A 17,218-nucleotide genomic window follows, 5' to 3' on the forward strand; every position below is an offset into this window, starting at 1 on the left:
TCGTGGCCTTTCAGTAGCAGCGGGCGGAGGAGATCGCGTAGGTGTAGTTGTTCGACAGGTTCGACGTGACGTCGAAGGCGATCTCGTAGCCGATGGGCGGCTCGCCGAACACGTCGGTCTTGACGGTGTGCTCCTTGCCCGGCGCGATGACGCCCTTCCACAGCTGCTTCTTGCGGGTGACGTCGCGGATCACCAGCGCGAGGCCGCGGTAGTCGTGGTTGTGGACCTTGATGTGGATGACCTGGTCGGCGGCCACCCCGGCGGTGGTGGTGCGGCCGCCCATCAGCGAGCCGCCCGCGCACACCTTCTCCGCGGCCGCGGCCTGAGGCGCCACGAGCAGCGGGAGTGCCGCGGCGAGGGGCAGCGCGGCGGCGAGTGTCCTGATCGATTTCCGCATCCGGGATCTCCTTCGTCGGTGGTACTGGCGCCGACGCTAGGGAGGTCTGGACCACTGGCGGAAGACTCGCGACGGCCACACCGCGTCCGGTGGCCAAATCCGGATGTCCACGCAGGTCAGGGCTTTGACCACCGAGGCGGGTGGCCGAATCAGCCGGCCACCCGGACGTAGAAGTACGCCGCGCGGGTGCCGGGCAGGAGCAGCCGGCCCGCGCTGTCGGTCATCTTGAAGTACACCTGGCAGTAGCCGGGCTCGTCCGGGGCGCGCACCTCGACCGAGACGCGCGCGGACTGGCCGGGCGGCGTGTCCGGGACGGGCACCACCGCGGGCGTCTGGCAGCCGTCGCCGGGGCCGAAGCCGCCCTCGCGGCGCAGCGAGCGGTCCACCCACGGCACGGTGCCGGTGTTGCGGAACTCCCACGTCTTGACGAACCGCGCCCCGGTCGGCACCACGGTCCCGTCCGGGACGGTGACGTCGCCGGCGAACTCGGACTCGTCGCCGGGGACCAGCGGCGGGAGCGCGGCGGGCGCCTCTGGGTCCGGGTCGCGCAGCAGGACGACCCCGGCCGCGACGCCGATCGCGAGCACGACGGCCGCGGCGGCCACCGGAAGCTTCCAGCGGCGCGGGGCGGGCGGCGGGTTCGCGACGCCGTCGCGGACCCGTTCCCAGTCGGCGCGCCAGCGGGCCCGGACCTCGTCCTCGTGCTCGCCGAGCACCCCGACGGCCAGCACGCGCACGAACTCCCAGGTGGTGTCCCAGGACGGCAGGCGCTGCCCCCGCGCGGCGGCCGAGAGGGCGGACTTCGAAGCGAGCGCGCCGAGTTCGGTGCGCATGCGGTCGTAGGAGGGATCGCCCGCAGAGCGCTTGAGGGCCCACAACCGGTGCGCGAACGCGGCCACCGGACCCCCCGAGGGATCCGGACAACTGGCGACGCGGCCCCGCCGGGCTGCTTGGTTGATCACGAGGACCGAGGGTATTGGCGGGGTGCGCCGATCGGGTGCCGCGCAGGCGCAGGTTCAGCCGAGCAGGTGGCTCTCCCGCAGGTGCGCCAGCAGCTCGTCGCGGGGCGGGCCGGGCGCCTTCGGCGGTCCGAGCGCGGCCAGGATCGCCGCGATGCGGTCGTGCAGGACGGCGTCCTCGTCGAACACCGCGACCCGGTCCAGCAGTCCGATCCGGCGGACCGTCCGGCGCAGCACCAGGTCGTCGTGCGGGGCCGCGGCCAGCGCGCCGGCGAACGAGAACATCGGGTAGTCGCTGTCGGGACGGGCGAGGTCCACCGGCTCGCCCCGCCAGCGCGCGGACCGGCCCGCGTCGATGCCGCACGCCAGCGCGTGCCGTTCGCGGGACTCCGGGCCAGCCTTCGCGCGGAAGCACTCCGCGAGGTCGCCGGGTGCCTCCGCGGCCGCGTCGGCCAGGACGCGTGCGTGCGCCAGGGCGAACGACAACCCGTAGGCGAAGGCCGGGTCGGTGTGGCAGAAGGCGTCCCCGACCGCGAGGAGCGCCGTGGACCGGGTGTGGTCGACGTTGCGCAGGCCGCCCATCGGCATGACACCGGTGATCGGCTCGGCGAAGTCCGGCGAGGTCATCACGTCCAGCGGCGTGATCGTGGCGCAGACCGCCTGCCAGACCTGCTCGAAGCGGAGCACTCGCAGGTCGCGGTCCTCGCTCGGGACCAGGATGATCACCGCGAACGTGCGGTTGTCGCCGCGGAAGGTGTTGAACCCCAGGTAGCCCAGGTCGCCGCGCGGGTTCAGCAGCGGCGCGTCCAGGTATCCGGCGCCGGGCCGCAGCCGGAAGTACCGGCAGTAGTAGACGGCGCCGCAGTCGGTCGGCTCCCCCGCGGCCTCCGGCCAGCCCGGCGGCCGCCGGTAGCGGCCGAGCGCGTCCACGATGACGTCGCCGGGCACGGGCTGCCCGTCGGCAACCACCGAGCCGTCCTCGGACAGCCCGTCGACGTGCACGCCGCCCCGCAGGTCGACGGCCGGTTCCGCGGCCACCGCGCGACGCAGCGCCCACTCGATGAGCGGGCGGCGCGCCCACAGGTAGACCAGGTCCTCGTCGCCCGGTTCGGGGGGCCCGTGCAGCTTCTCCGTGAGGTCCTGTTCGCTCGCGCCGGCCTCCGCGAGCGAAGTGAGGACGTCCGGCGCGTGCTCGGCCAACAGCTTCCGGCCACGGGGCAGGAAGGTGTGAGGCTGGAAGTAGTGCGGGATGCCGCGGCGCTCCAGCGCGAAGGCGCTCTCCGGCGGCCCTGCGGGATCCGGCGCGTCCCGCTCCAGGACGACCGCGTCGTGCCCCGCCCTGGCCACCGCCAGTGCTGACGCGAGTCCGGCCACACCGCCGCCGGCCACGACGAATCGCATCGTCCGACGCTAGTTCTCCGCGGTGCCGCGGACAACGCGTTCCTCACCCGAGCGCGGCCAGGTCCCCCTCGCGCAGTTGCTCCGCCATCACCCTCGCCTCGCCGTCCACCAGCGCCTTCAGCGCGTCGCCGTCGTCCCACATGTTCACGTTCATCGCGGCCGTCACCTGGCCATCGCGCAGCCAGAAGGCGGTGAACTCGCGTTTGGCCAGGTCGCCGCGGACCACCAGTTCATCCCGCTGCGGGTCGGCGATGCCGCGGTACTCGCAACCCAGGTTGTACTGGTCCGTGAAGAAGTACGGGGTGCGGGTGTACTGCTCCTGCCCGCCGGCCAGGTTCGCCGCCACGTGGGTGCCCTGGTTCTTCGCGTTCGCCCAGTGCTCGACGCGGATGCGGCGCCCGTACCGCGGGTGCCACTGCGCCGCGATGTCCCCCGCCGCGTACACGTCCGGCGCCGCCGTGCGCAGGGACGCGTCGACGGCCACCCCGCCCTCGTCGGCCAGGTCCAGGCCGGCCGCGTGCGCCAGGTCCACCCGAGGCTTCGCGCCGACCGCGACCAGCACCACGTCCGCGGGCAACTCGCTGCCGTCCGCCAGCCGCACCCCGGCCACGCCGCCCGGCCCGCCGGTCACCTCGGTGATGCCGCTGCCGAGCCGCCACCGCACGCCGTGCTCGGTGTGCAGGTCGGCGAACACCTTGCTGATCTCCGGCCCCAGCACCCACAGCGGCCCGGGCAGCACGTCGACCATCGTCACGTCGGCGCCGTGGTGCCGCGCCGCCGCCGCGGCCTCCGTCCCGATCCAGCCCGTCCCGATCACCACCACCCGCGGCGAGCCGGTGAACGCCGACCGCAGGGCGAGCGCGTCGTCGAGGGTCCGCAGCGTGTAGACGCCCGGCAGGTCCACCCCGCGCACCGGCAGCGTCCGCGGCTGCGACCCGGTCGCCAGCAGCAGCCGGTCGTAGGGGTGCCGCCCGCCACGAGCGTCCAGCACCACCCGCGCGCCCAGCTCGACCCGCGTCGCGCTGGTGCCGGAGCGCAGGTCGATGCCGTGCTGCGCGTAGAAGTCCGCGTCCCGCACCCAGTCGGGCTCGTCGCCCTGGCCGAGCAGGACCTTCTTCGACAACGGTGGCAGCTCGTAGGGCGGGTGCGCCTCCGCGCCGAGGACCACCACCTCGCCGTCGTAACCGTTCTCCCGCAGCGCCGCCGCAGCCGACGCGCCCGCGAGGCCCGCGCCGACGATCACGATCCGCCTGGGCTCGGACATGGGCCGCTCCTCATCCGTGTGATCCGTGCCACCCGACGCTACTGCGGACATTTTTTCCGCGCCACCGCGTCACGCCCGCCCCACTGGGCCGTCCCACTGTCACCTGCAAGACCACCGAAGGAAGGCGACGGACGTGGCGGCTCGAGACGAATGGTCGATCAGCTGCCGGGACCTGGCCGGCAGGCGACGCGACCTGACTGTGTTCGTGAGCAGCGGGCGTGTGGTCCTGGTGGCGCCGCCGGGCGAAGCCGCGGTGCTCGAACCGCTCGACGTCGGCAGGCTGCGCGCCGCGCTGCGCGATGCCGTCGTCGTGGTCGGCGAACGGTCCCAGTAGTCACTCCAGGTCCGCGACGGCCGCGGCGACGTCGACCGGCGGCACCGGCTGCGCCCGCTCGCACACCGTGAACGCGGCGGCGCAGTAGTCGTCGACGCGTTCGACCAGGCCGCCCCGGTCGGCCCCGATCTGCTGCAGCGTCACCTGCAGGTCGGTGCTGAACATGACCGGGTCGAGCACGTGCCAGCGGTAGAACCCGACGTACTTCGGGATCGGCCCGCGCCCGGACACCTCCAGCGGCGCGCCCGCGTACAGCCCGGCGTGCGGGCCCATCCCCCACGCCGAGCCGACGTAGTCCTCCAGCCCGGTCCCGCAGATCGTGGGGAACTCGCGGTCCCCGTCGCGGTAGACCTTCACCTCGCCCTCGCCGTACCACTGGCCGCCGTCGATCGGCCGCACCCCGCCGACCCAGCCGAGGAACCGGCCCGGCCCGCGCAGCCCCTCGGTCACCACGAAGTCCCGCTTCGACACCGTCGGGTTCTCCCGGCGGAAGCCCACGTGCAGCCGCCCGGACGCGGATTCGCCGAGCGTGTAGTCGATCTGGAAGTACAGGACGATCGGGTCCGGGTTGCCGTTGACGAGGTCCACGTGGATGCGCTCGCCGAAAGCCATCGGCACGTAGCTGTTGAAGCCGCGGGCCTCGGGCATGCTGGTCAGCGCGCTGGAGTAGGCGACGGGACGGCCGTGCGGCGAGCCGAAGAAGTCCAGGCACGGCACGGACACGCTGGGGTAGGACAGGCCGCCGTAGCGGACTTCGAGGTAGACGGCGCGCATGCGGGCCGGCCGGTCGGGCGGGAACGTCATCCAGATGTGCCGGATCGTCCCAGGCCCGGCGAGGTCGGCGAGGGTGACGCGCTCGCCGCCCTCGATCACCCGGCTGGGAGCGCCCTTGCGGCCGCCTCCGGCGCGGCCGCCGGCGCCGCGCTCCCCGGTGGGGTTCTCGAACGTGACCGCCCGCGAGTCGAGCACGGGCGTGACGCGAGTCAGATCCGTGACGTCGAACACCCTGTCAACGTAGGCATGATCCGTACCGTTCGCCAGACTTGTAGGTTAGCCTAACCTCTATGGCCCAGACCGTGGATCTTGTCGCCGAGCCGACCACCAGCACCCGGCTGCACGGTGACGGCCTGACGTTGGGGTACGACGGCCGGGTCGTCGCCGAAGGGCTCTCGGTCACCATCCCGGACCAGTCGTTCACCGTCATCGTCGGGCCGAACGCGTGCGGCAAGTCCACGCTGCTGCGTGCGCTGAGCAGGCTGCTCAAGCCGCGGCAGGGCATGGTCTACCTGGACGGCGAGGTCATCACGTCGCTGCCGGCCAAGCAGGTCGCGCGCAAGCTGGGCCTGCTGCCGCAGAGCTCGATCGCGCCGGACGGCATTACGGTCGCCGACCTGGTGTCCCGCGGCCGGTACCCGCACCAGCGGCTGCTGCGCCAGTGGTCCCGCGAGGACGCCGACGTGGTCGAGCGGTCGATGGCCGCGACCGGCGTGTCCGAACTGGCCGACCGCATGGTCGACGAGCTGTCCGGCGGGCAGCGGCAGCGCGTGTGGCTGGCGATGGCGCTCGCGCAGGAGACCGAGCTGCTCCTGCTGGACGAGCCGACCACGTTCCTGGACATCGCGCACCAGATGGACATCCTCGACCTGTGCGCGAAGCTGCACGCGGAGCAGGGCCGCACGCTGGTCGCGGTGCTGCACGACCTCAACCACGCGGCCCGCTACGCCACGCACCTGATCGCCATGCGCGGCGGCGAGGTCCTCGCGACCGGCACGCCGGAGGAGGTCGTCACCGCCGAGCGCGTCGAGGAGATCTTCGACCTGCCGTGCTCGGTGATCCCGGACCCGGAGACCGGAACTCCGTTGGTCATCCCGAAGGCGCGCCGGTAGTTTCGGCTCTTGTGAGCCAGGACGTGTGGAGCGCGGTCGACGACTACGTCGGCCGGACGCTCATCCCAGCGGACCCGGTGCTCGACGACGTGCGGGCGGCCACGGCCGACGCCGGGCTGCCCCCGATCGCGGTGTCCCCGGCGCAGGGCAAGCTGCTGCACCTGCTGGCGCGGATGCACGGCGCCCGCTCGATCCTGGAGATCGGGACCCTCGGCGCGTACAGCACGATCTGGCTGGCGCGGGCGCTGCCGCCGGACGGCAGGCTGGTGACGCTGGAGGCGGACCGCAAGCACGCGCAGGTGGCGGAGAACAACCTCGACGCGGCCGGGTTCGGCGAGGTCGTCGAGGTCAAGGTCGGCAAGGCGCTGGACACGCTGCCCTCCGTCGAGGGGCCGTTCGACCTGATCTTCATCGACGCCGACAAGCCGAACAACCCGGAGTACTTCCGGTGGGCGCTGCGGTTGTCCCGGCCGGGCTCGGTGATCATCGTCGACAACGTGGTGCGGGACGGCGCGCTCGCCGACGCGGACAGCACGGACCCGGCGATCGTCGCGACCCGCGAGATGCACGAGCTGATCGCCGCCGAGCCGCGGGTGGAGGCCACCGTGGTGCAGACCGTCGGCCAGAAGGGCTACGACGGGTTCACGCTCGCGCTGGTGACGGAGTGATCGACAAGGTCGCCTGGCTGCGGGTGGAGTCCGGCCGCGTGCTGGCGGCGCGCTCGCACGGCAAGTCGGCCTGGTACCTGCCGGGTGGCAAGCGCGAGCCCGGTGAGAGCGACGTGGCGGCACTGGTGCGCGAGGTCGCCGAGGAGCTGTCGGTGTCGATCGACCCGGCGACCGCGGTGCACACCGCGACGATCGAGGCGCCCGCCGACGGGCAGGCGCAGCTGCTGCGGATGACCTGCTACACCGCGGATTACCGGGGCACGATCACGCCGTCCGCCGAGATCGCGGAGGTGGCCTGGCTCGGTTACGCCGACCGACACCGCGGATCCCGCGCGTTCCAGCAGGTGTTCGAGGAGCTGCGCCGCCGCGGGGAGCTCACCGCGTAGACAGCTCCGGCGACATCACCTCGCGCCAGATGTCCGACGGCAGGGTGGCGCCGGTCAGGGGCACGCCGTTGCGGTCGGCGCGCGGGCGTTCCTCGTCGCCGCCGACCCACACCAGCGTGGCCATCGACGTGCTCGCGCCCGCCATCCACGCGTCGGACGTGCCGTACTCGCCCGGCACGCCGCCGGCCAGCAGGGCCGCCTCGCGAGGCAGCGCGGGCACCGGCGTGGTGTCCTGGCGCCACACCACCTCGTCGCCGCGCCGCAGCTCCGCCACGAAGTGCGGCGCCACCCGCAGCCCGCGGCTCGCGAAGGTCGCGAACACGCCGGCCAGGTCCAGCGGCCGCAACCGGTACGTGCCCTCGGCGATGGTCGACGCGATCCGCACCCCGTCGGGCGCGGTCAGGGTCCGGGCGCCGTCGAGGAACTCCGGGATCCCGGCGTCGTAGGCAGCCTGCCGGATCTTCGGGCCCGTCACCACGGGCGGGTCGTCGGCGCGGGCGCGGAACTCGGCCAGCTGCACGATCGGCCGGAACGCCGAGCCCGGGCGCCGCGGGGTCACGGCGTAGTCCGTCACACCCCAGTTCCCGCCCGCGTACGCGGTGACGCCGCCGTCGCCCGGCCGCACGGACACCACCGCCGCCCGCAGCTCCGCGGGTTCGCCCGCGAGCCGATCGCGCACCGCGCGCTCGGCACGGTTCTGCGCGTCGCGGTCGAGCGTCAGGCGCACCGTCAGGCCCTCGCGGCGCAGCCGTTCCAGCGGCCACCCCCGCGCCTCCAGCTCGGTGAGCACCTGCTGGCGAATGTGGTAGTCGCTGTAGGAGGTCCGCCCGGCCCGCGTCTCGTCCGGGTCCAGGACCTGCGGATACGCCATGCCGGACCGGTCGGCCGCCGAGACGTACCCGCGCTCGGCCAGCTTGTCCGCGGCGTAGGCCCAGCGCCGCGCGGCCTGCTCGGGCCCGACCGTCGCCGGGTCGTGCCCGTACGGCGCCTGCAGCATCCCGGCCAGGAACGCGGCCTCGCTCCACGAGATGTCGGCCAGCTGCTTGCCGAAGTAGGCCTGCGCCGCGGCGGCCGGGCCGTGCGTGTTGCGGCCGAAGGAGATGATGTTGACGTAGCTTTCGAAGATCTGTTCCTTGCTCTGCCGGTCGGTGATCTTCGTGGCGAGCACCAGCTCCTTGAACTTGCGGAACAGCGTCGCGTCGTCCTCGCCGGTGGAGTTCTTGATGTACTGCTGCGTGATGCCCGACCCGCCGCCGACGCCGGTCACCATCGCGCGCGCGATCCCCGTCGGCTCGAACCCGCCGTTGGTCCAGAACGTCGGGTCCTCGACGGCGACGATCGCGTCGACCAGCTTGCGCGGGATCTCCTCGTACGGGGTGAAGGTGCGGTCGCCGTCCGGCGGCACGACCCGCATCAGCTCGGTGCCGTCGGCGTACTGGACCACGACCGTCTTGTCGAGGTCGGCCAGCACCTCCTGCGGGCTGCGCACGTCCCACACCAGGTAGCCGATCGCGAACGCGATCGCCGGCACCCCGACGACGAGCCCGGCCAGCACGTACGCGACCCGCCGGACCCGTCGCCACACCCGCCTGCGTTTGTTCTCCACACACCACAAACGCGGTCAGGAAGTTACTTCGTTGCGCCCCGCTGGTAGAACGGCAGCGCGACGACCTCGACCGGCTCGATCCGGCCGCGGATGTCGACCGACAGCTCCGTGCCCGGCTCGCTCAGCGCCACCGGCACGTAGGCCATCGCGACCGGGTGGCCCAGCGTCGGCGACAGGGCGCCGCTGGTCACCTCGCCCACCGGCTCCTCGCCGGAGAGCACGCGGTACCCGTGCCGCGGCGCGCGCCGCCCGGCGCCACGCAGCCCGACCAGCACCTCGGACGGCTCCTGCCGCCCAGCCAGCGCCGCCTTGCCGACGAAATCCGGCTTGTCGAGCTTGACCACGCGGCCCAGGTTCGCCTCGAACGGCGAACGCTGCCGCGACAACTCGTTGCCGTACAACGGCATGCCCGCCTCCAGGCGCAGCGTGTCGCGGCAGGCGAGCCCGGCGGGCACCAGCCCGTGCGGCTGGCCGGCCTCGGTGAGGATGTGCCACACCGACGCCGCTTCGTCCGCGGGGACGTACAGCTCGAAGCCGTCCTCGCCGGTGTAGCCGGTGCGCGCCAGCAGCACCTCGTGGCCCTTCACCGTGGCGGGCATGCTCGCGTAGTACTTCAGGCCGGCCAGGTCGGCGTCGGTGACCGCGCCGACCACGTCCACCGCGTTGGGGCCCTGCACCGCGATCAACGCGAACTCCGCCGACCGGTCGGTGACCCGCGCGTCGAACCGGGCCGCGCGCTCGGTCAGCTCCGCGGCGACCGCCGGCGCGTTGCCCGCGTTCGCGACCACCAGGTACTTCTCGTCCTCGAGCCGGTACACCACGAGGTCGTCGATCACGCCGCCGTCGGCGTCGCAGATCATCGTGTAGCGGGCGCGGCCCGGCTTGACCGCGGACAGCTTGCCGACGAACGCGTAGTCCAGCGCGTCGGCGGCCTGCGGGCCGGTCACCTCGATCTCGCCCATGTGGGAGAGGTCGAACAGGCCGGCCGCCTCGCGCACCGCGCGGTGCTCGGCCAGCTCGCTGCCGTACCGCACCGGCATCTCCCAGCCCGCGAAGTCGGTGAACAGCGCGCCCAGTCCCTTGTGGACGGAATACAGTGCGGTGCGCATGGTCAGCTCCCGTAGGCTTCGACGGACGGGCACGAGCAGACGAGGTTGCGGTCGCCGTGGGCGCCGTCGATGCGGCGGACCGGGGACCAGTACTTGTTCTTCGGCGACACCCCGCCCGGGTAGACCGCGGTCTTGCGGTCGTACGGCAGGTCCCAGTCGCCGGTCAGCATCTCCGCGGTGTGCGGCGCGTTGCGCAGCGGGCTCTGCTCGACGGCCCACCGGCCCTCGGCGACCTCCTCGATCTCCCGCCGGATGGCGATCATCGCGTCGCAGAACCGGTCCAGCTCGGCGACGTCCTCGCTCTCGGTCGGCTCGACCATCAGCGTGCCGGCGACCGGGAACGACATCGTCGGCGCGTGGAAACCGTAGTCCACCAGGCGCTTGGCGACGTCGTCGACCGTCACGCCGGTGCGCTTGGTCAGCGCGCGCAGGTCGAGGATGCACTCGTGCGCCACCCGCCCGTTGCGCCCGGTGTAGAGCACCGGGTAGTGCGGGGACAGCCGCGCGGCGACGTAGTTCGCGGCGAGTACGGCGACCTTGGTGGCGCTGGTCAGCCCGGCCCCGCCCATCATGCGGATGTAGGCCCACGAGATCGGCAGGATCGACGCCGAGCCGAACGGCGCCGCCGAGATCGGGCCGACACCGGTGTCCGGGCCCGCGCCGTCGGACAGCGGGTGGTTGGGCAGGTACGGCGCGAGGTGCGCGCGCACCGCGACCGGGCCGACGCCGGGGCCGCCACCACCGTGCGGGATGCAGAACGTCTTGTGCAGGTTCAGGTGCGACACGTCGCCGCCGAACTCGCCCGGCTTGGCCAGGCCCAGCAGCGCGTTCAGGTTCGCGCCGTCGACGTAGACCTGCCCGCCGGCCTCGTGCACGATGCGGGCGATCTCGCCGATGCCCTCCTCGTACACGCCGTGCGTGGACGGGTAGGTGACCATGATCGCGGACAGCGCGTCGCGGTGCTGCTCCGCCTTGGCGCGCAGGTCGTCCAGGTCGACGTCGCCGTTGTCGTTGCAGGCCACCACGACCACGCGCATCCCGGCGAGCACGGCGGACGCGGCGTTGGTGCCGTGCGCCGACGACGGGATCAGGCACACGTCGCGCTCCGGCTGCCCGTTGGCGCGGTGGTAGGCGCGGATGGCGAGCAGCCCGGCCAGCTCACCCTGGCTGCCCGCGTTGGGCTGCAGGGACACCTCGTCGTAGCCGGTGACCTCGGCGAGCCAGCCGCAGAGCTGGTCGATCAGCTCGCGGTAGCCCGCCGCGTCCTCGGCGGGCGCGAACGGGTGCAGGCCCGCGAACTCCGGCCAGCTGATCGGCTCCATCTCGGCGGTCGCGTTGAGCTTCATGGTGCACGAGCCGAGCGGGATCATGCCGCGGTCCAACGCGTAGTCCTGATCGGACAGACGGCGCAGGTACCGCAGCATCGCGGTCTCCGAGCGGTGGCTGTGGAACACCTCGTGCGTCAGGAACTCGCTGGTGCGTGCCAGACCGGCGGGCAGCGCGGTGGCGCCGTCGGCGATGCCCGGCTCCGCCCCGAAGGCCCGCAGCACGCGGTCCACGACGTCCACAGTGGTCACTTCGTCGCAGGCGATCCGCACGTGGTCGTCGTCGACGCGGCCGAGGTTGACGCCCGACTCGCGGGCAGCGGCGACCACGGCGGCGGCCCGGCCCGGCACCCGCGTGAGCACGGTGTCGAAGAAGCTCTCGTGCACGACCTCCACGCCCGCGGACCGCAGCGCCCCGGCCAGCCCGGCGGCCAGGCCGTGGACGCGCCGCGCGATCTCCTTGAGGCCCTCCGGGCCGTGGTAGACGGCGTACATCGCGGCCAGCACGGCGGGCAGCACCTGCGCGGTGCAGATGTTCGAGGTCGCCTTCTCGCGGCGGATGTGCTGCTCGCGGGTCTGCAGCGCGAGCCGGTAGGCGGTGTTGCCGTCCGCGTCGACCGACACGCCGACCAGGCGGCCGGGCAGGGACCGCTCCAGGCCCTTGCGCACGGCGAGGTATCCGGCGTGCGGGCCGCCGTAGCCGAGCGGCACGCCGAACCGCTGGGTGGTGCCCGCCGCGATGTCGGCGCCGAACTCACCCGGCGCGGTGACCAGCGTCAGCGCCAGCAGGTCCGCGGCCACGGTGTAGAGCGCGCCGGCGTCCTTGGCGACCTTGCCGATCGCCTCGTAGAAGCCCTTGCCGCGCAGCACGCCGGACGCGCCCGGGTACTGCACGATGACGCCGAAGAAGTCCTCCGGCAGCCCGGTGCCCAGGTCCCGCACGTCGACCTCGATGCCGACCGCCTCGGCCCGCGTCCGCACCACCGCGATGGTCTGCGGCAGGCACTCGGCGTCCAGCACGACGCGCGACGACTTCGCCTTCGACGCGCGGCGCATGAGCAGGACGGCCTCGGCGACCGCGGTGGACTCGTCGAGCAGGGAGGCGTTGGCGATGTCCAGGCCGGCCAGGTTCGACACCACCGTCTGGAAGTTGAGCAGCGCCTCCAGCCGCCCCTGCGAGATCTCCGGCTGGTACGGCGTGTACGCGGTGTACCAGGCCGGGTTCTCCAGCACGTTGCGGCGGATGACCGGCGGGGTGACGGTGTCGCTGAAGCCGAGGCCGATCATCTGGGTCATCGGGCGGTTCTTCGCCGCCAGCGCCCGCAGCTCGGCGGTCGCCTCCTGCTCGGAGGCCGGGGGCAGGTCGAGCGCGCCCGCGGTGCGGATCGACGCCGGGACGGCGGCCTCGACCAGCGCGTCCAGGCTCCCGAACCCGCACTCGGCGAGCATCTTGGCCTGTTCGTGCTCGGAAGGTCCGATGTGGCGATCGGCGAAGGACATCGGGAGCTCCTCATCTACGGGTGCGGGAACTCCCCCTCTGTCATCGGCACCTGAGAGTTTCACCGCGCTCGCGGCTTTCACCTTGGGTGAGACGCGACGGCGCGCGCCTGCTTTCCAGAGTGGCCTGGCGCGGAGCGGTAACTGGTACCTGAGAGATTGGCGGGGAAGTTGCTCCTTCGGCGCCCCAGGGCTGACCTGGGGACTCTCCCGCTCCGGCTCGTGACGGCCTGCTGTTCAGTTGTCCGGCTTCAGTCTACAGCGGGGTAACGTACGCGCCCGAGATACCGCCGTCCACCAGGAACTGCGACGCCGTGATGAACGACGCATCGTCGCTGGCCAGGAAGGCCACGGCGGCGGCGATCTCCTCCGGCTCGGCGAAGCGGCCCAGCGGCACGTGCACCAGGCGGCGCGCGGCCCGCTCCGGGTCCTTGGCGAACAGCTCGCGCAGCAGCGGCGTGTTCACCGGTCCGGGGCACAGCGCGTTGACCCGGATGCCCTCGCGGGCGAACTGGACGCCCAGCTCGCGGGTCATCGCCAGCACGCCACCCTTGGACGCGGTGTAGGAGATCTGCGAGGTCGCGGCGCCCATCACCGCCACGAAAGACGCGGTGTTGACGATCGAGCCCTTGCCCTGCCGCCGCATGTGCGGGATGGCGTACTTGCAGCACAGGTACACCGAGGTCAGGTTGACCTGCTGGACCTTCTGCCAGGCGTCGACACCGGTGGTGAGGATCGAGTCGTCCTCCGGCGGGGAGATGCCGGCGTTGTTGAACGCGACGTCGAGGGAGCCGAAGCGGTCGACCGCGGTCTGGAAGAGGGCCTCGACCTGCTCCTCGCTGGTCACGTCGGTGGGGACGAACTCGCCGCCGACCTCGGCGGCCGCCTTCTTTCCCGCGTCGGCGTCGATGTCGGCGACCACCACCTTCGCGCCCTCGCTCGCCAGGCGGCGGGCGGTCGCCAGGCCGATCCCGCTGCCGCCGCCGGTGATCACGACGACCCGGCCGTCGAACCGCTGCATCTATTCCTCCGTGCTGATGAAGACGTTCTTGACGTCGGTGAACGCGTGCAGTGCGTCCGGGCCCAGCTCGCGGCCGAGACCGGACTGCTTGAAGCCGCCGAAGGGCGTCCAGTAGCGCACCGACGAGTGCGAGTTGACCGACAGATTGCCCGCCTCGACGGCGCGAGACACGCGCAGAGCCCGGCCCACGTCGCGGGTCCAGATCGAGCCGGACAACCCGAAGGTGGTGTCGTTGGCGATGCGCACCGCGTCCGCCTCGTCACGGAACGGCACCACCGCGACGACCGGGCCGAAGACCTCCTCGGTCAGCAGGCGCTCGCCCGGCTTCGTCACGACGGTGGGCGGGAACCAGAAGCCCGGGCCGTCGGGTGCGCTGCCGCGGATGGCGACCTCGGCGTCGTCGAGGTAGGAGGCGACCTTTTCGCGGTGCGCGGCCGAGATCAGCGGGCCCATCTCGGACTTCTCGTCGCCGGGGTCGCCGACGACGAGGTTCCGCACGGCGGGCTCCAGCAACTCCAGGAACCGGTCGTAGACGGTGTCCTGGACGAGGATGCGGGAGCGGGCGCAGCAGTCCTGGCCCGCGTTGTCGAACACGCCGTAGGGCGCGGTGGCGGCGGCTTTCTCCAGGTCGGCGTCGGCGAAGACGATGTTCGCGCTCTTGCCGCCCAGCTCCAGCGTCACGCGCTTGACCTGCTCGGCGCAGCCTGCCATGACCTGCTTGCCGACCGCGGTGGACCCGGTGAAGACCACCTTGCGTACGTCCGGGTGGGTGACGAACCGCTGCCCGACGACCGGGCCCGCGCCGGGCACGACCTGGAAGACGCCCTCCGGGATCCCGGCGTCGCGGGCCAGCTCGGCGAGGCGGAGCGCGGTGAGCGGGGTCAGCTCGGCGGGCTTGAGGACGACGGTGTTGCCGGCGGCGAGGGCGGGCGCGAGGCCCCAACCCGCTATCGGCATCGGGAAGTTCCACGGCACGATCAGGCCGACCACGCCCAGCGGCTCGTGGAAGGTGACGTCCAGCCCGCCCGCGACGGGGATCTGCTGCCCGAGCAGGCGTTCCGGCGCGGCGGCGTAGTAGTGCAGCACGTCGCGGACGTTGCCGGCCTCCCAGCGGGCGTTGCCGATCGTGTGGCCGGAGTTGCGCACCTCCAGGCGCGCGAGGTTCTCCAGGTCGCCGTCGACGGCTTCGGCGAAGCGGCGCAGCAGGCGGGCGCGGTCGCCGGGGGCGGTGTCCCGCCACGCGGGGAACGCCTTGCGCGCCTTGGCGATCGCGGCGTCGGCTTCCTCTTCCGTGGCCAGCGGGACGTCGGTGATGACGTCCTCGGTGGCCGGGTCGATCACCTGCACGCCGCCTCCACCAACGCCGCGAACAACCGGGTCTCCTGCGTGTCTTCTTCCGGGTGCCACTGCACGCCGACCACGAACCCCGCGCCCGGCAGCTCGACGGCTTCGATCGTGCCGTCCGCGGCGTGGCCGACGGCGCGCAGGCCGTCACCGAGCCGGTCGACGGCCTGGTGGTGGTAGCACTGGCACTTCGCGTCGGCGCCGAGGATGCCCGCGATCCGGCTGCCTTCGGCCAGGGTGACGTGCGTCGGGCCGTAGACGCCCGGCGACGGCTGGTGCCCGGTGTGGCCGACGCGGTCCGGCAGGTGCTGGATCAGGCTGCCGCCGAGGGCGACGTTGAGGACCTGCATGCCGCGGCACACGCCGAGCACCGGCAGACCTCGGTCGAGGGCGGCGCGTGCGAGGGCGAACTCGGCGTCGTCGCGTTCGGGGCGGGTGACGGTCTTGTCCTCGGGCTCTTGGCCGTAGCGCGCGGGCTCGACGTCCGCTCCGCCGGTCAGGACGAGGGCGTCCACAGCGGACAGTGCCTGTGTGTTCCCCGTTGGGAGCAGGACCGGGATGCCACCGGCGTTGCTTGTCGCGTCCACATAGGAACGCGGGAGGAGTGCGGCGCCGGTGTGCCAGACGCCCCAGCTCGCTTTTTCCGTGTAGGTGGTCAGCCCGATGAGCGGCTTATCAGAGGCGTTCGAACCCACGCTGGCGCTCCCAGTCGGTGACGGCGGCATCGAAGGCGGTGAGCTCGACCCGGGCCGCGTTGAGGTAGTGCTCGACGACGTCCTCGCCGAACGCCTCGCGGGCGACCTTGCTGTCGACCAGCAGCTCCGCCGCCTCCCTCAGCGTAGTCGGCACGGTCGGCTTGTCCGAGTGGTAGGCGTTGCCGGTGAACTCGTCGTCCAGGGGCAGCTCGTTCTCGATGCCGTGCAGGCCGGCGGCGATGATCGCGGCGACGGCGAGGTAGGGGTTGACGTCGCCGCCGGGCACCCGGTTCTCCACCCGCAGGGACTCGCCGTGCCCGACGACGCGCAGCGCGCAGGTGCGGTTGTCGGTGCCCCAGGCGACAGCGGTCGGCGCGAAGCTGCCGGGCACGAACCGCTTGTAGGAGTTGATGTTCGGCGCGAGGAAGTAGGTCAGTTCGCGCAGACAGGCCAGCTGCCCGGCGATGAAGTGCCGCATCAGCGCGGGATCCTGCGCGAACACCGGGGTGCCGTCCGTGCCGCGCAGGCTGAGGTGGATGTGGCAGGAGTTGCCCTCGCGCTCGTTGTACTTGGCCATGAAGGTGAGGCTGCGGTTCTCCTGCGCGGCGATCTCCTTCGCGCCGGTCTTGTAGATGCTGTGGTTGTCGCAGGTGCGCAGGGCCTCGTCGAAGCGGAACGCGATCTCGTGCTGACCGGGGTTGCACTCGCCCTTGGCGGACTCGACGTACATGCCCGCGCCGGCCATGTCGTTGCGGATGCGGCGCAGCAACGGCTCCAGCCTGGCGGTGCCGAGCATCGAATAGTCCACATTGTACTGGTTGGCGGGTGTCAGGTCGCGGTAGCCGCCGCGCCAGGCCTGCTCGTAGGTGTCGTCGAAGACGATGAACTCCAGCTCGGTGCCGACGAACGCGGCGAGGTCACGCTGGGCGAGCCGGTCGAGCTGGCGGCGCAGGACCTGCCGGGGCGACGCGGTGACCTCGCCACCCTCGACGCGCTCGACGTCGCAAAGCACGAGGGCGGTCCCGTCGTGCCAGGGCACGCGGCGGAGCGTGGACAGGTCCGGGCGGAGGACGAAGTCGCCGTAACCGCTTTCCCAGCTCGAGATCGCGTAGCCGTCGACGGTGTTCATGTCGACGTCGACGGCGAGGAGGTAGTTGCAGGCTTCGGTGGCGTGGGTGACGACCTCGTTGAGGAAGTACTCAGCTGAGCAGCGCTTGCCCTGGAGGCGGCCCTGCATGTCGGTCATCGCGACGAGCACGGTGTCCACGGTGCCCTCCTCGGCCAGTTCGCGGAGCTGGTCGAGGGTGAGCATGCCCTTGTTCATGT

The 17,218-nt window shown here is 72.4% G+C and carries 16 protein-coding genes and 1 riboswitch; of the genes, 4 read left to right on the plus strand and 12 right to left on the minus strand.

The window, feature by feature from the left end; all coding sequences use genetic code 11:
- Positions 1-10 precede the first annotated feature (10 nt).
- The 4 genes from AMY39116_RS0336435 to AMY39116_RS0336450 form a co-directional block, all read right to left on the minus strand.
- Positions 11-397, minus strand: a complete 387-nt coding sequence (locus AMY39116_RS0336435) for a hypothetical protein (RefSeq protein ID WP_020422524.1) — start codon at positions 395-397, stop codon at positions 11-13.
- A gap of 149 nt (positions 398-546) precedes the next feature.
- Positions 547-1,296, minus strand: coding sequence for an NBR1-Ig-like domain-containing protein (locus tag AMY39116_RS0336440; protein WP_020422525.1), 750 nt, complete (start codon positions 1,294-1,296; stop codon positions 547-549).
- 117 nt (positions 1,297-1,413) lie between these two features.
- Positions 1,414-2,757, minus strand: a complete 1,344-nt coding sequence (locus AMY39116_RS0336445; protein WP_020422526.1) for an FAD-binding protein — start codon at positions 2,755-2,757, stop codon at positions 1,414-1,416.
- Positions 2,758-2,800: 43 nt separating this feature from the next.
- Complete coding sequence (locus AMY39116_RS0336450) at positions 2,801-4,021, minus strand: NAD(P)/FAD-dependent oxidoreductase (protein ID WP_020422527.1); 1,221 nt, start codon at positions 4,019-4,021, stop codon at positions 2,801-2,803.
- A gap of 133 nt (positions 4,022-4,154) precedes the next feature.
- Between AMY39116_RS0336450 and AMY39116_RS0336455 the strand changes: the two genes are divergently transcribed.
- On the plus strand, positions 4,155-4,355 hold the full coding sequence (locus AMY39116_RS0336455) for a hypothetical protein (protein ID WP_017984299.1): 201 nt from the start codon (positions 4,155-4,157) through the stop codon (positions 4,353-4,355).
- Here the strand turns inward: AMY39116_RS0336455 and AMY39116_RS0336460 are convergent, their stop codons facing one another.
- Positions 4,356-5,360, minus strand: coding sequence for a glycoside hydrolase family 172 protein (locus tag AMY39116_RS0336460; RefSeq protein WP_020422528.1), 1,005 nt, complete (start codon positions 5,358-5,360; stop codon positions 4,356-4,358).
- A 59-nt stretch (positions 5,361-5,419) separates the two neighbouring features.
- Between AMY39116_RS0336460 and AMY39116_RS0336465 the strand changes: the two genes are divergently transcribed.
- Genes AMY39116_RS0336465 through AMY39116_RS0336475 form a run of 3 tightly spaced genes read left to right on the plus strand, consistent with a single transcriptional unit; the run spans position 5,420 to position 7,295 of the window.
- Positions 5,420-6,241, plus strand: a complete 822-nt coding sequence (locus AMY39116_RS0336465) for an ABC transporter ATP-binding protein (protein ID WP_020422529.1) — start codon at positions 5,420-5,422, stop codon at positions 6,239-6,241.
- Between the two features lie 11 nt (positions 6,242-6,252).
- A complete protein-coding gene (locus AMY39116_RS0336470; protein ID WP_020422530.1) occupies positions 6,253-6,909 on the plus strand; it encodes an O-methyltransferase in 657 nt (218 codons plus the stop codon).
- Positions 6,906-7,295: an NUDIX domain-containing protein gene (locus AMY39116_RS0336475; RefSeq protein WP_020422531.1), complete on the plus strand. Its 390-nt coding sequence runs from the start codon at positions 6,906-6,908 to the stop codon at positions 7,293-7,295. The genes AMY39116_RS0336470 and AMY39116_RS0336475 overlap by 4 nt, the downstream gene beginning before the upstream one ends.
- Here AMY39116_RS0336475 and AMY39116_RS0336480 read toward each other — a convergent pair.
- The 7 genes from AMY39116_RS0336480 to AMY39116_RS0336510 form a co-directional block, all read right to left on the minus strand.
- Entirely contained in the window at positions 7,285-8,880 is a 1,596-nt protein-coding gene (locus AMY39116_RS0336480; protein WP_235716288.1) for a transglycosylase domain-containing protein, read from the minus strand. The genes AMY39116_RS0336475 and AMY39116_RS0336480 overlap by 11 nt on opposite strands.
- 44 nt (positions 8,881-8,924) lie before the next feature.
- Positions 8,925-10,010, minus strand: a complete 1,086-nt coding sequence (gene gcvT, locus AMY39116_RS0336485; RefSeq protein WP_020422533.1) for a glycine cleavage system aminomethyltransferase GcvT — start codon at positions 10,008-10,010, stop codon at positions 8,925-8,927.
- 2 nt (positions 10,011-10,012) lie between these two features.
- A complete protein-coding gene (gcvP, locus tag AMY39116_RS0336490) occupies positions 10,013-12,835 on the minus strand; it encodes an aminomethyl-transferring glycine dehydrogenase (protein WP_020422534.1) in 2,823 nt (940 codons plus the stop codon).
- A gap of 125 nt (positions 12,836-12,960) precedes the next feature.
- A riboswitch (glycine riboswitch) is annotated at positions 12,961-13,055 on the minus strand.
- Positions 13,056-13,088: 33 nt separating this feature from the next.
- Positions 13,089-13,853 carry a 3-oxoacyl-ACP reductase gene (locus AMY39116_RS0336495; protein WP_020422535.1) on the minus strand — a complete coding sequence of 255 codons (765 nt, stop codon included), beginning with the start codon at positions 13,851-13,853 and terminating at the stop codon, positions 13,089-13,091.
- Positions 13,854-15,200 carry an aldehyde dehydrogenase gene (locus AMY39116_RS0336500; protein WP_020422536.1) on the minus strand — a complete coding sequence of 449 codons (1,347 nt, stop codon included), beginning with the start codon at positions 15,198-15,200 and terminating at the stop codon, positions 13,854-13,856.
- Complete coding sequence (locus AMY39116_RS0336505) at positions 15,191-15,892, minus strand: gamma-glutamyl-gamma-aminobutyrate hydrolase family protein (RefSeq protein WP_027936541.1); 702 nt, start codon at positions 15,890-15,892, stop codon at positions 15,191-15,193. Before AMY39116_RS0336505 ends, AMY39116_RS0336500 begins: the two co-directional genes overlap by 10 nt.
- Entirely contained in the window at positions 15,873-17,204 is a 1,332-nt protein-coding gene (locus tag AMY39116_RS0336510) for a glutamine synthetase family protein (protein ID WP_027936542.1), read from the minus strand. Before AMY39116_RS0336510 ends, AMY39116_RS0336505 begins: the two co-directional genes overlap by 20 nt.
- Between the last annotated feature and the right edge of the window lie 14 nt (positions 17,205-17,218).

This window comes from Amycolatopsis sp. ATCC 39116 (assembly GCF_000231075.2).
Classification (GTDB): Bacteria; Actinomycetota; Actinomycetes; order Mycobacteriales; family Pseudonocardiaceae; genus Amycolatopsis_E; species Amycolatopsis_E tucumanensis.